The following is an 11,888-nucleotide window of genomic DNA, read 5'->3' as shown; positions in this document are numbered from 1 at the left end:
AAAGCGATAAGAAGACAAAAAAGATGTTCAGTTGATGAGGTGTTCACCGAGCACATCGAGTGTGTCAGGTTATGTTGATTCTGCTATATCGTCAATTCATTAGCGACGTTCAGGCGGATGTGCGCAAACAATTAACGATACCCAAAGGGCAGGGTGAAGGGCCAATGTCTCTGGCCGTCATTGCGGATGAGAATGAGTTTAAACTCCAGCAGGCTAAAAATGCCAAAGGCTTTGCTGAAATGGACGCGGTAAAACCGTTGTCAGCCGTCGTCGGGGATCTCTCGCAAAAATTCACCGAGTTAAGCAAAGAATTCCCGAACCTCACCACGGCGGCGGTCGGGGCCACCACGGCCATTGAGGCGATGACGGTCGCCGCCGTGGCCTTTGCGGGCCTGAAATTTATCACGGGCCGGAGTGGCATTCCCCCCGGCAGTACGGCGGCTTCAGGCGGCGGCTCTGGCGGCAGTGGCTCTGGTGGCCGGTTCGGGCGGGTGAGCCGCTGGCTGCGTACCTCGACCAGTGGCTTGACGGGCGGCCTGTCACGGCTGTTATCCACGCCAGCGGGTCGGGCTATTCCGGTGATTGGCACCGGGCTGGCGGCCTATCAGGGCACCCAGGATTTTCCCCTGATCCAGATCCAGGGCAAGGCGGAAAAACTGGCCGAAGTGCGCCAGCGTCTGGGGCGTGAGTTAACCGAATTCGAAACCGCCTACTATGGCACAGCCGGGGCAAAAGACGCCTGGCATGATATTAAGTCCCTGTTTAGTCCCAATGATGAACTGTCCATTAAAAAAGCCCCTGTCACTATACAGGATGCCGAAAAAGCGGGGATTGTGGCACCGGATACGAACCGGGTTCAAAAACTCCCGGCCAGTGCCAGTAAAACACAACCCCTGCCCCCGATCACGTTTACCTCTCAGTTACTACTGGATGGCCGAACGCTGGCTGAAATCACCAATGAGTATAATGCGGCTGAAGCGGGACGCGGCACCGGAGGGTTATATCCATGAGCTGGCGTGATGACCTGCAAGACGCGGCCTTCCGTGGGGTGAAATTTGATGTCCTCAATACCCAGGAAAGTGTTGCCCGTGATCATGAAGACCATGAATACCCCTTTATTGATGGGGCCACCGTGATGGATTTAGGCCGTAAAGCGCGGAATTTCCGGCTGTCTGCGTTCCTGTGGGGTGACCGTTATAAACGTCAGTTAGATGCCCTGATTAAGGCGCTGGACACACCCGGCGCGGGCGAACTGATCCACCCGATTTACGGCTCCATTCCCCGGGCACACTGTATTGAGTACCAAATCCAGCATGAAGCCGAGGGGCCGGATAGTTGCAATGTGGAACTGGTTTTTCTGGAATCCACAACCGGCACTCAGCTACACGGCTCGGCACACCCGGAACAATTGGGTGACCGCCTGTTTGACCATATCACCGGGCTGACTGAGCGTGCGTCAGATTTGTTTGATCAGGTCATGGCACCGGTGCATAACAACATGCGCTATCTCGCCAAAGGCAAGGCGGCCCTGTCCGGCATGTTAAACACTCTGACCCTCATGCGGGGTGAAGTGGCTGGCGTGATCAGTCAGGGCGTGGATTACCTCAACTACCCCCGCGCGTTTGTCCATGATTTGCAGTCCATTCTGGATGTCCGCACCGGGGGCATCGGGGATTTACTGGATCTCAAATTCCCCGGCGTGATCAATTTGGGGCGCAGTGGGCGTGCCTCGGGTAGCCGGGATTCATCGGGCGGCAGCGGTTCATCCGGCAGCCCGGCCTATTCTGCCCGTCAATCCGCCTCGCGCAGCCAAAATGAGGGCTATCTGCCGGGGACGGCAACCACGGCTGCTGTCCTCAGTCAGGGGGTCAGTGCGACTACGTTATTATCGGCCTGGGGGGACAGTATCGCGGTCGTACACCAGTTAACCGCATTGCCTGCGGCGCTGGTTCAGCGTGATATAACTGCCCCGGTTCCCATGCCGGTGGATGCCAGCCTGGAGGATGTCCACGATCTGAGCGTGCTCTGTCAGGTCATGGCAGCGGGTGAACTGGCGGGTCTGGCCACCGCGATTTTATCTGATGAGGTACAGCCTGACCAATTATCGCCGGATGATATCACCAACATCGTCAATACCGTCAGGAACTCCATTCTGACGGCGATTGCTGAGGTTCGGACACAATACCAGCCCAGCACCCAGCGTATCAGTGAAGACAGCGAGCCGGTGGGGTTGTTGTGGCGTGGCGTGGTGTCCCAGTTGAAGCACATTGCCCTGGAATTGCAGACCCTGGCGATCATCGTCATGAACCGCCGCCCGCCGTTAACCCGCCGCACGGTCACCACGTCAACCACCAATTTGCACTTGCTGGCACATGAATGGTATGGCGACTATCGCCGCGCCGCCGAACTGGCCCGCCTGAATCCGTGGTTACGTGACCCGAACGCGATTAAAACCGGAGATATCCTCAATGCCTATTAACTGCAACGTATTTGAGGTTAATGCGGCCAATAAAGCCGATTTTAACACCCCGATGGTGACGACCAGCGAGCAACTGACCGCGATGGCGCAAATCACCGGTAACGGTGGCATGGCGATCCGGGGTGGTCAAGGGGCCACGTTTGAGGGTAATATCAGCCAGACGTCTGGCAACTACCAAACCACTGACGACGTCCGGGCGGGTAATATTTCCCTGAAAGGCCACAAACACCCGAACGGCCATAACGGTGGCAATACCGGTTCATCTATTCCCTAATCCCTCTTCTGCTGAACCCCCTCAACTGCTGATATTTACCCATGCTGCCACACTGTGCAACATGGACAGATTATTAAATCCCCAAACGGGTGACTACACCGGCACCCGAACAAACAGCCTGGAAAATGCGGTTTACCTGCGGCTCATGACGCCACAGGGCAGTTACTGGGCTGACCCTGCGCTGGGTTCCCGTTTACACGAGCTGACCCGTGAAAAAGACGTGTCACGCATTTATGGGCTGGTGCGCCAGTATGCTGAACAGGCGTTACAGCCGATATTGGATGATGGCCGTGCCGCATCAATCAGCGTGACGGTACACCGTGACCAGCACAAGCGGGCGCTGCTCTGGATTGAGGTCACTGATGCCGCCGGGCAGACGCATATTTTCAAACACACCGTGAGAATCGCCTGATGTGGATCACCCCGGAATTTCAGCAAATCCGCGATGACCTGTTGCGGGACATCAAAAATCAACTGGCGGATGCCGATACCGGCGCTGACAGTGATTATTTTGCCCGCGCATCATCCGTGGCCAGCGTGGCCGAGGGGATTTATCAGCATCAAGGCTGGATTGTCCGCCAGATATTCCCGGACACCGCCGACAGCGACTATCTGGAACTGCATGCCCGTACCCGTAATCTGACACGTAAACCCGCCACCACCGCCACAGGCATCGCCAGCCTGACGGGTTCCCCCGGCGCTACTTTGCCCGCCGGGGCTGAAATGCGCGGTGAAACCGTATCCGTGAAAACCACCGCCGCCGTGACGATGGATCAGCACGGACAGGCGACGGTGACAATCGTGGCTAACCAATCTGGCACAGCAGGTAATCTGTCATCACCTGCGGATACTGAACTGGTCAGCGCCCCGATGGGCATTAACAGCCGTGCCATTGTCCAGACACTGACCGGCGGTACGGATGCCGAAACTGACGCCAGCCTGCTGGCGAGACTGCTCGACATCATTCGCCGACCGCCCGCAGGTGGCAATAAATACGACTATCGCCGGTGGGCGCTGGAAGTCCCCGGTGTCACCAACGCCTTTGTTTACCCGTTACGCCGTGGCCTCGGCACCGTCGATATTGCGATCACCTCCGCCGATGGCTTGCCGTCAGCGGACATTATTAAAGCGGTGCAAGACCACATTGACGATGTTCGTCCCGTTACGGCCAAAAGCTCATTGGTATTGGCACCCGCATTGCGCCCGGTGAATTTTGTTATTGAGGTGGTTTTGGATGGCATCACATTGGAAGCGGCCAGTCAGGAAATCCAGGCCGTGATTACCGATGCGGTAGGACGGCTGGCGCCGGGTGAGCCGTTGATCCGCAGTCAGATTGAGATGCGCATTTCCCTCATCCCCGGTATTCGTGACCGTCGTATCATCGAACCTGCTGATAATATCATTGCGCAGGTTGACAAGAACCATCTCGAATGGTTGCGAGTCGGTGGCACCACGATAAGGCGTTTCTCATGAAAGCCTTGCTGAAACAGCTCCTACCCCCGGTCAGTTATGCCACTGATGCATCTCGACTGGATGCGGAACTGGAAGCCGAAGCCCACCAGTTAACCCTGACCAGGCAAAGTGCTGAGCGAGTCAGTGGTGCCGTGACACCTTTCTTTGCACAGGCACTATTGCCGGACTGGGAGCGCGTGCTCGGCATCACCCCAAACGCTAAACACAATTACCAGCAGCGGCTGGAAATGGTCTTGCTGAAATTGGCTGAAACAGGCGGGCTGTCAGTACCGTACTTCACGTCACTGGCGTCGCGCCTGGGTTATCACATCACCATTGAAGAACCCTTACCCTTTCGGACAGGAGTTAACCGTGCCGGTGAGAGGTTGATGCACCCTGATTCATTATGGGTCTGGGTGGTGAATATTCACGGCAACCGCGTGCAGAACTATCGGTTCCGTGCAGGCAATTCCTTAACAGGCGAACGTTTATCTGCCTTTGCTGACACCGTGATTGAATCTATCTTTGACGACCTGAAACCTGCTCACACCTATTGTTACTTTACCTATCAGGAGTAAGATCCTATGCAAGATTTAATGCCGCCCGTTAACACGCCGGACAACGCCTTCCATGACGGCGATCCCACCACTGGCGAACTGGGCACTATCGTCTCAGCGCAGTGGCTGAACAACAATCAGGCCGCTATCCGGGATATCCAGCAGGAATGCAAAAACATTCTGGCGAAAGCCGGGATTACCCCAGACCCCAGAAAACAGAGCCAACTCGCTGACGCGATAACAGCAATTGTTGCCAAAGGCTGGCTGGAAAAAGCCAAGAACGGCGCGGACATTCTTGATAAACCGGAGTTTGTGAAAAACCTCTGTATATGAAAAAATTATTCTTCTGGTTGGTCATTCCTTGTCAGTTTTGGCATCCATTCGATAGCCGTGTCGAGGTGTTTTCCCTCAGGAAGGCAATCGTAAACAGCATAATTATCCGTACAGTAGAACTGGATATTGAAAGGGGGACAGAAGTACCCGCATGACTGTCAGTAACTGCTCATTCAGGATGAGACTGTCACCCCATGTCATTTTGTCGGGGATGATGGGAGGCAAACAGTCAACGAGCAGATGCGCCGGGATCGGTATCGGGGGCACCGGAACGTATTCGGTTCGCATGTTGCTGCAACCGGATAACAGCCCCGTCTGGCACAGTGCGATGGGCGCAATCATTATTGACAACAACCGTTTTGATAGCGGCCTGCGTTTTCTCAGGATCCACAGTTGACCGCTGCCGGTTTTCGCTATTAATTCATGAGATGTCATTGAATAACCTGATGGTGTAAAATGCATTACCCATGATGGATAGCAAAAGCCCCGCACGATGGCGAGGCCTGGATTCAGTGTGTCGGTTTGAGGGTTTATTTCATCAGGTTTTGAATTAAGATTGGTTTAATACCACTTTTTCGTCTTGTTCAAATACCTCTTTATTTGTTTTTCTCATCAATTGACTGGTGATTGTACCTGCTGTCATAGCGCCATTAACATTTAATGCTGTACGTCCCATATCGATCAGAGGTTCAACAGAAATAAGCAGCGCCGCTAAGGTGACAGGCAGGCCCATAGCTGGTAAAACAATCAGTGCGGCAAATGTTGCGCCACCACCAACACCAGCAACCCCCGCAGAACTGATAGTCACAACTCCCACAAGCGTTGCAATCCATACCGGGTCAAAGGGATCAATACCTACGGTTGGAGCCACCATCACTGCCAACATAGCTGGATAAATGCCGGCACAGCCATTTTGGCCAATAGTCGCGCCAAAAGAAGCGGAGAAACTGGCAATAGACTCAGGCACACCGAGGCGGCGAGTTTGTGTTTCGATATTCAAGGGGATACTTGCAGCGCTTGAACGGCTGGTAAATGCAAATGTCAGTACCGGGCCTGCTTTTTTAAAGAATTTCAGGGGATTGATCCCCGTGAATGCCAAAAGCCCGCCATGTACTACAAACATCAGGCCAAGGGCGATGTAAGAAGCAACAACAAAACTACCTAGTTGAGTAATGTCATGGATATTGGAGCTAGCAACAACTTTGGTCATCAAAGCCATTACGCCGTATGGGGTGAGACGCATCACTAATCTAACCAGCTTCATTGCCCATGCTTGCATAGTATCAATGGCAACAAGAGCCAGTTTACCGTGTTCATGATCATCTTTAAGCATTTGTAGCGCAGCGATGCCCAAAAATGTTGCAAAAATTACCACACTAATAATGGAAGTAGGGTGTGCTCCCGTCAAATCAGCAAAGGGATTTTTAGGGATAAAGGAGAGAATGATCTGAGGCACACTCATATCTGCAACTTTGCCAATAAAATTGCTTTCAATTGCTAATAAACGAGCAGTTTCTTGTGTGCCTTGAATAAGTCCTGCTGCACTTAGCCCAAACAAATTGGCAATGACAATGCCAATTAAAGCGGAAATTGCTGTAGTAAACAGTAACGTACCAATGGTAAAAAAACTGATCTTTCCTAGGGAAGATGCTTTATGTAAGCGAGTAACGGCGCTTAGGATAGAAGCAAAAACCAACGGCATGATAACCATTTGTAGTAATTGTACATAACCATTACCAATAATATTGAACCATTTAATTGATTCTTTTACGGTAAGATTATCTGTTCCATAAATGATGTTTAATGCCAGCCCAAAAACAACACCTACGACTAGAGCCACAAGAACTTTTTTGGACAAACTCCATTTATTTGAACCCGTTTTTGCTAATAGAATAAGCAGTGCTACAAAAACGAGCACGTTGATGATGAGTGGTAAATTCATCTCTAGTCTCCAAAACTTATATACCCTTATATTTGAGTTGCTGTATGTAGCTTGGATATAGATTTGTCAGTTGTATTTCAATTTGCAATCTATCGTCTACATACCATGAAATGCTTAAGATAGGATATTATCAGTATAATAAGTCTCTTTCTTATAATTAAATGGAATTTAATATAATTATTTTCACTAATTAGTTTGATTGGTTATATATCCTAATCTATTTCTGTTTTTTTGTTCAATTATAACTGTTAACTTTTTATCTTATTGATTTAATAGTCTTTTTGCAGGCGACAGGAAGTGAATAAAAAATGGTTTATATTTTGCGGATAACCCCATTTTTAAAATGGGGCTACGATATTTGCTGTATGTGAATATTGAGCTGTTACTTGTAGAGATTCTGTAGCTTATCGATAGGTAATTTATCAAACTGTATTTTGTTAAATTGTAAGCTGTCGAAATAGCGAGCGAATGAGAAATTGATGTGTTGTGGAAGGATAATAGCGATCACTACTACCAGTACGGCAATAAAACGTTCGGCTTTTTTACGTTCCTTACCTCTAAGAATAGGTAAGCAAAAACGTATTCTTAGCGGCCATAACAGTGGAATACCTGCGGGAGTAAGCATATCAGCAATAAGATGGCTGATATAACCGATAACCATTGCATGGACAAAGTCAGTCGGAATGGGCCAATTAGACGGTATTTCAGTCTGGAATAGAGTAACCCCCACGAGCAGCGCTAATAAACTATGTGTAAATCCACGATGTCCGCATAATCGCGCGATTGGAATGGATATAAAGCGGAACAATCTGCCTAAGGTTGAGCTTGGATGGTCGATATCTGGCAACAATGAAGCCAGAAGTACGCCGGGAAGCATGTGTAACCAGTCTCCCTGTGCTATTTCTGGTGTGATTTCTAGCTGGTGAGCCAATACAAGGCTGGCAACGGAAAAAAGAAGATGTCCTTCTGCTGTCATAACGATTTATACTAATTATTTATGCTGATTGCTGTTTATACATACAGTGGGGGAGTATAGAGGGTTTTGCCTGAGGAAGATAGAGGGTAACCAGGAAAATTTTTACATTATGGCTGTGTAGGTTGAGGGGGCGGTTGATATTTGCGCTGCCATATACAAAAAATAGGGCAGCGCGGTGGCTATTAAGTCATATGTTCTATTGTTAATTTTTCCAGAGAATTCAGTTTAATGTCAGCTAATGACCAGCGGGGATCATCAAAATGGTGAGAGGCTGGGACGATAATTGAGCGCATTCTTGCTGCTTTGGTTGCTATCATACCGTTAAATGAGTCTTCTAATGTAAGACAGTTAGTTGGGTTGACGCCAAGTTGACTGGCTGCCAGTAAATAAACTTCGGGGTGTGGTTTGCTGTAAGGTAAGTGTGCGGCAGAAACGACAACATCAAAGTAATGTTGTAGGTTAAACAATTCGAGCACTTTTTTGATCATTTCATAGGGTGAGGCGGAGGCCAGGCCAATTTTCAACCCACGTTCACGACAGAGATTTAAAGCATGTTCTACTCCAGGCAGTAAGGGACGGTTTTTTTCAACTGATTGAACTACGTAATCAATGATGCGTTGTCCAACTTCACTTTTAGAGGTGCCTTGCCAGGGGGATGCTTGATACCATAGTTCAACAACGTGATCGATTCGTAACCCCAATGTATCAGGTAGGTTTTTTGCTAAATTTAAATCTAGCCCTAATTCACTGAATACGCTTTTTTCTCCTTGTTTCCAATAAGGTTCAGAATCAATCAGCAAACCATCCATATCAAAAATAGCCGCTTCCATAGATAAACAAAATGACATCTCAAATCTCTCCGCGATGATAACAGTGATTAAAGAGGTTTGATTGTAACAATTTCAATAAATTAAATCTTGTTATGGGTGATGGCAAACAACAGAGATAGTTTCATCGGTAAAGTAAGATAATGACTCCGTAAATAGGATTAAAGTTGGTTCGTTATGAGCTATTATTGAGTAAAAATAAAATTATTTAGGCCAATGGAGAATGTCATGACGTATTTAGAAGCCAAATGCATTTGTTTAGTCATTGCTAATCATTAATAATCACGCACAGTCAAGAATATAAGATTAACTTTATGTAATTTAAGTTATTTTTTTATTTTCTTTGTCTCTAGTTGTCAATGGTAGTCACGGATACTCACCCAGTATCATGAGAAATATGTACATTTTGGTGTACATAAATTACATTAAAAGCTGTATTATTTTTTGAGGAAAGTGATATGGCAATTACTGATTCATGGCTGCGATCTATTAATGGCAAACCCCAAGAAAAAATCATCACTAAATCAGACAGGGATGGCCTGTCTGTTCGTGTCACCCCTAAAGGGAAAATCATATTCCAGTTTAGATATCGCTGGAACGGTAAAGGAGATCGGATTGACATAGGAACCTATCCGGCGACTGGTTTAAAAGATGCTCGTGACTCGGTGATTTTTTATCGTGGGGAACTGGAGCAACACCGCAACCCTAAAATAGTTAAGCGCGTTCGCAAAGAATCTGTATTAAGTGCGGTGACTGTAGAGGGGCTTATACGGGATTGGTGGAAAATAACAATGCAAGGTTCAAAGGTTAATGCCGATCAGGTATTACGCTCCTTCGAAATTTATGTTTTCCCCAAAATAGGGAAATTACCTCATGATGAGGTAACGCTTCATATTTGGCTTTCTTTAATTGAAGATATTTTTAAACAGGTGCCATCAATCTGTGAGCGCATACTGACACACACCAAGAAGGCGCACAAGTGGGCTGTTCGGCGAGGAATAACCAATTTCATACCGCTATCCGATGTAGGAATAAGTGATTTAGGTAGAAAAGATACATATGACGATACCGAACTCGATTCTGAAATTGGCGAAAGAACATTAAGCGAAGAGGAGTTGGTGGTGCTTTTTCAGCTTATTAATGCCTCTGAATATAATCCACGTAATGCACTAATAATAAAGTTAAGTTTATTGTTTGGTGGGCGTATTAGTGAATTATTAAAAGCTAAGGTTAATGACTTTGACTATGAAAAAAATATTTGGATTGTCCCGCCCGCTAACCATAAAACAGGAAGGAGAACCAAGAAGCCTATCCTTAGACCGATTATTCCAGCAGCTAAAGAATTAATTGAACAGGCGAAAAAATTAAACTTAGGAAGTTCATATTTGTTTGTTGTGAGTAATGGAGAGCCATTTTCACGAGGAAGTTACACTAACATAGTCTTGACTCTCAACAAAAAAATGTCCAAATATTTTGGCGAATTTCATGTCTCTTGGTCAATCCACGACTTACGCCGTACCATGCGCACCGGAGTATCTGAATTAACACCGCCTCATGTGGCCGAAATCATGATAGGACACAAATTGCCGGGTATATGGCAGGTGTACGATAAGCACACCTACCTAAACGAGCAAAGAGAGGCATACGAGCGCTGGTGGGATAAACTGACTAAAATTGTTTCCCGTCCTCCCAGTCAAAAATATCCTGCCGTAGAAAGTTAAGTTGGTCAGATTTAAACTTGGGCTTTGGGAAGCCTTCTCGCTTTTGCTTCCCATTGCCGCACCATAACCTTATCGTGTGTGGTTTTACGCCATATCGAGCTGCCAGTTCCTTTGTCTTGAAATAGGGGAATTCTGCCATCATTTTTTTCCTTTCCGATATCCGCCCATCAAAATCAGCTCAGCGATTTCCTTTTCTCCCCGTTCTGGCTTGCGATATCCTGCCTGCCAGATTGCATCGGTGATATCAGCCGGATCGCCCCATACTGAGGCGATGATTTGTGTGAGGTGGAATGCGTTATTGGTCATGATTGGCTCTTCTCCACCAATTCATCTGGTATTTCAACCTCGTCGCCCAATTTCGCGGCGACTACGGCACGGCAAATGGCGATTTGTGGTGTGTCGCCTGTTTGCGTTTTAAAAATCGAAAAATCACCAACTCGCACGGCTCTACAATTTGCCACCCAATGATCACCTCTAAATGCCATATGGGTTAAATCATCAATGTACCTCTCAATTAACTGCCCACACTGTTCCCAATTGGTCGATGGAGAATACGGCTTTGATTTACCCGCAAATTCAATATGTATGTCATTACACAATCCAATCGTGATAACCGGCTGCTCGCATGACTTTTTCCATACGCTATAATTGCCAATCCATCCATATTCATCATCGCTAGATCGGCCGCATATATAAATATCCATACCAATCGCCCTAGCCACAGCCCAGTCCAACGCCCGTCCAGTTAGTGCATTTGTTTTGATTTTCATTCTGCCTCCGGTAGTTCATCCCATACTGCATAGGCAACTGGTTCACATGGTAAAATTTCAACATGACCAGTATGTCCGCAGCAACATGTCACTTTATCGCCTTCGTACAGCCAGTCTTCCTTCCCGTTCTCAGTTTCGACTAATGCGCTTTCCACACCACATTTTTCACAATCACCTAGCCAATCAACTTTTACTGTTTTCATTTCAAAAGTTCCTCTGTTACTGGAGCAGGAACGTCATCCATGTAGCACCAGTGTGTGACTTCATCGCATTCGTGTTCTAACCATTGCTGTGTGTCGGTGTCCCAGTAGTCGTAACCTGCACGGGAAATAGAACCAAAAGAAACATAAACCAGACACAGGCGAAGCCATGCACCATCATTCTCTGGCATTCTTTCTTGAACACTGACCCAAGGGATTACTGGCGGATTATTATTTGCATCCGCCTTCTTCAACAACCAGTCTGCCCATTCGCGCCCGTCGTCGATGTGGAATGTGGCCTTAACAAGTACATCGTCAATGTCTGCCCTCTGGCGATGCTTATCTGTCACGGTCAGC

The 11,888-nt window shown here is 47.8% G+C and carries 16 protein-coding genes; 8 read left to right on the top strand and 8 right to left on the bottom strand.

The window, feature by feature from the left end; translation table 11 throughout:
• Positions 1-71 precede the first annotated feature (71 nt).
• The 7 genes from ABLA76_RS15185 to ABLA76_RS15155 are packed head-to-tail and all read left to right on the top strand — an operon-like array spanning position 72 to position 5,095.
• On the top strand, positions 72-1,010 hold the full coding sequence (locus tag ABLA76_RS15185; RefSeq protein WP_348988564.1) for a hypothetical protein: 939 nt from the start codon (positions 72-74) through the stop codon (positions 1,008-1,010).
• Positions 1,007-2,479 (top strand): DNA circularization N-terminal domain-containing protein, encoded by a 1,473-nt coding sequence (locus tag ABLA76_RS15180; protein WP_348988563.1) that lies wholly within the window; start codon positions 1,007-1,009, stop codon positions 2,477-2,479. The genes ABLA76_RS15185 and ABLA76_RS15180 overlap by 4 nt, the downstream gene beginning before the upstream one ends.
• Positions 2,469-2,753, top strand: a complete 285-nt coding sequence (locus ABLA76_RS15175; protein ID WP_348988562.1) for a hypothetical protein — start codon at positions 2,469-2,471, stop codon at positions 2,751-2,753. Before ABLA76_RS15180 ends, ABLA76_RS15175 begins: the two co-directional genes overlap by 11 nt.
• Complete coding sequence (locus ABLA76_RS15170) at positions 2,725-3,165, top strand: phage GP46 family protein (protein WP_348988561.1); 441 nt, start codon at positions 2,725-2,727, stop codon at positions 3,163-3,165. The genes ABLA76_RS15175 and ABLA76_RS15170 overlap by 29 nt, the downstream gene beginning before the upstream one ends.
• Complete coding sequence (locus tag ABLA76_RS15165; RefSeq protein ID WP_348988560.1) at positions 3,165-4,226, top strand: baseplate J/gp47 family protein; 1,062 nt, start codon at positions 3,165-3,167, stop codon at positions 4,224-4,226. Before ABLA76_RS15170 ends, ABLA76_RS15165 begins: the two co-directional genes overlap by 1 nt.
• Complete coding sequence (locus tag ABLA76_RS15160; protein WP_348988559.1) at positions 4,223-4,783, top strand: putative phage tail protein; 561 nt, start codon at positions 4,223-4,225, stop codon at positions 4,781-4,783. The genes ABLA76_RS15165 and ABLA76_RS15160 overlap by 4 nt, the downstream gene beginning before the upstream one ends.
• A 6-nt stretch (positions 4,784-4,789) precedes the next feature.
• Positions 4,790-5,095, top strand: a complete 306-nt coding sequence (locus ABLA76_RS15155; RefSeq protein WP_348988558.1) for a hypothetical protein — start codon at positions 4,790-4,792, stop codon at positions 5,093-5,095.
• Between the two features lie 102 nt (positions 5,096-5,197).
• On the opposite strand, the gene ABLA76_RS15150 is transcribed toward ABLA76_RS15155, so the two are convergent.
• The 4 genes from ABLA76_RS15150 to hxpB all read right to left on the bottom strand — a co-directional run bounded on the left by ABLA76_RS15150 (position 5,198) and on the right by hxpB (position 8,861).
• Entirely contained in the window at positions 5,198-5,530 is a 333-nt protein-coding gene (locus ABLA76_RS15150; protein ID WP_348988557.1) for an Rz1 lytic protein, read from the bottom strand.
• 115 nt (positions 5,531-5,645) lie between these two features.
• Positions 5,646-7,037, bottom strand: a complete 1,392-nt coding sequence (locus tag ABLA76_RS15145) for an L-cystine transporter (RefSeq protein WP_348988556.1) — start codon at positions 7,035-7,037, stop codon at positions 5,646-5,648.
• Positions 7,038-7,419: 382 nt separating this feature from the next.
• Entirely contained in the window at positions 7,420-8,013 is a 594-nt protein-coding gene (locus ABLA76_RS15140) for a metal-dependent hydrolase (protein ID WP_047771073.1), read from the bottom strand.
• 182 nt (positions 8,014-8,195) lie between these two features.
• Complete coding sequence (gene hxpB, locus ABLA76_RS15135) at positions 8,196-8,861, bottom strand: hexitol phosphatase HxpB (protein ID WP_348988555.1); 666 nt, start codon at positions 8,859-8,861, stop codon at positions 8,196-8,198.
• A gap of 437 nt (positions 8,862-9,298) precedes the next feature.
• On the opposite strand from hxpB, the gene ABLA76_RS15130 reads away from it, so the two are divergent.
• Positions 9,299-10,561, top strand: a complete 1,263-nt coding sequence (locus ABLA76_RS15130) for a site-specific integrase (RefSeq protein ID WP_348988554.1) — start codon at positions 9,299-9,301, stop codon at positions 10,559-10,561.
• 138 nt (positions 10,562-10,699) lie between these two features.
• Here the strand turns inward: ABLA76_RS15130 and ABLA76_RS15125 are convergent, their stop codons facing one another.
• From ABLA76_RS15125 to ABLA76_RS15110, 4 genes are all read right to left on the bottom strand, one after another.
• Positions 10,700-10,867 carry a hypothetical protein gene (locus tag ABLA76_RS15125; RefSeq protein ID WP_348988553.1) on the bottom strand — a complete coding sequence of 56 codons (168 nt, stop codon included), beginning with the start codon at positions 10,865-10,867 and terminating at the stop codon, positions 10,700-10,702.
• Positions 10,864-11,331, bottom strand: coding sequence for a phage protein NinX family protein (locus ABLA76_RS15120; protein ID WP_348988552.1), 468 nt, complete (start codon positions 11,329-11,331; stop codon positions 10,864-10,866). Before ABLA76_RS15120 ends, ABLA76_RS15125 begins: the two co-directional genes overlap by 4 nt.
• Positions 11,328-11,534, bottom strand: a complete 207-nt coding sequence (locus ABLA76_RS15115; protein ID WP_348988551.1) for a hypothetical protein — start codon at positions 11,532-11,534, stop codon at positions 11,328-11,330. The genes ABLA76_RS15120 and ABLA76_RS15115 overlap by 4 nt, the downstream gene beginning before the upstream one ends.
• On the bottom strand, positions 11,531-11,888 hold a 358-nt coding region (locus ABLA76_RS15110; protein WP_348988550.1), incomplete at its 5' end, for a DUF551 domain-containing protein. The genes ABLA76_RS15110 and ABLA76_RS15115, both read right to left, overlap by 4 nt.

Source organism: Xenorhabdus sp. SGI240 (assembly GCF_040081915.1).
In the GTDB taxonomy this organism is placed as follows: Bacteria; Pseudomonadota; Gammaproteobacteria; order Enterobacterales; family Enterobacteriaceae; genus Xenorhabdus; species Xenorhabdus bakwenae.
Note: the sequence above shows the minus strand (reverse complement) of the source record. Positions and strands in the feature narration are given on the sequence as shown.

What these genes read in the sequence shown, in the direction of transcription:
- ABLA76_RS15185 (WP_348988564.1), top strand. Translation starts at nt 72, where the DNA reads ATGTTGATTCTGCTATATCGTCAATTCATTAGCGACGTTCAGGCGGAT.
- ABLA76_RS15180 (WP_348988563.1), top strand. Translation starts at nt 1,007, where the DNA reads ATGAGCTGGCGTGATGACCTGCAAGACGCGGCCTTCCGTGGGGTGAAA.
- ABLA76_RS15175 (WP_348988562.1), top strand. Translation starts at nt 2,469, where the DNA reads ATGCCTATTAACTGCAACGTATTTGAGGTTAATGCGGCCAATAAAGCC.
- ABLA76_RS15165 (WP_348988560.1), top strand. Translation starts at nt 3,165, where the DNA reads ATGTGGATCACCCCGGAATTTCAGCAAATCCGCGATGACCTGTTGCGG.
- ABLA76_RS15160 (WP_348988559.1), top strand. Translation starts at nt 4,223, where the DNA reads ATGAAAGCCTTGCTGAAACAGCTCCTACCCCCGGTCAGTTATGCCACT.
- ABLA76_RS15155 (WP_348988558.1), top strand. Translation starts at nt 4,790, where the DNA reads ATGCAAGATTTAATGCCGCCCGTTAACACGCCGGACAACGCCTTCCAT.
- ABLA76_RS15150 (WP_348988557.1), bottom strand. Translation starts at nt 5,530, where the DNA reads ATGACATCTCATGAATTAATAGCGAAAACCGGCAGCGGTCAACTGTGG.
- ABLA76_RS15145 (WP_348988556.1), bottom strand. Translation starts at nt 7,037, where the DNA reads ATGAATTTACCACTCATCATCAACGTGCTCGTTTTTGTAGCACTGCTT.
- ABLA76_RS15140 (WP_047771073.1), bottom strand. Translation starts at nt 8,013, where the DNA reads ATGACAGCAGAAGGACATCTTCTTTTTTCCGTTGCCAGCCTTGTATTG.
- hxpB (WP_348988555.1), bottom strand. Translation starts at nt 8,861, where the DNA reads ATGTCATTTTGTTTATCTATGGAAGCGGCTATTTTTGATATGGATGGT.
- ABLA76_RS15130 (WP_348988554.1), top strand. Translation starts at nt 9,299, where the DNA reads ATGGCAATTACTGATTCATGGCTGCGATCTATTAATGGCAAACCCCAA.
- ABLA76_RS15125 (WP_348988553.1), bottom strand. Translation starts at nt 10,867, where the DNA reads ATGACCAATAACGCATTCCACCTCACACAAATCATCGCCTCAGTATGG.
- ABLA76_RS15120 (WP_348988552.1), bottom strand. Translation starts at nt 11,331, where the DNA reads ATGAAAATCAAAACAAATGCACTAACTGGACGGGCGTTGGACTGGGCT.
- ABLA76_RS15115 (WP_348988551.1), bottom strand. Translation starts at nt 11,534, where the DNA reads ATGAAAACAGTAAAAGTTGATTGGCTAGGTGATTGTGAAAAATGTGGT.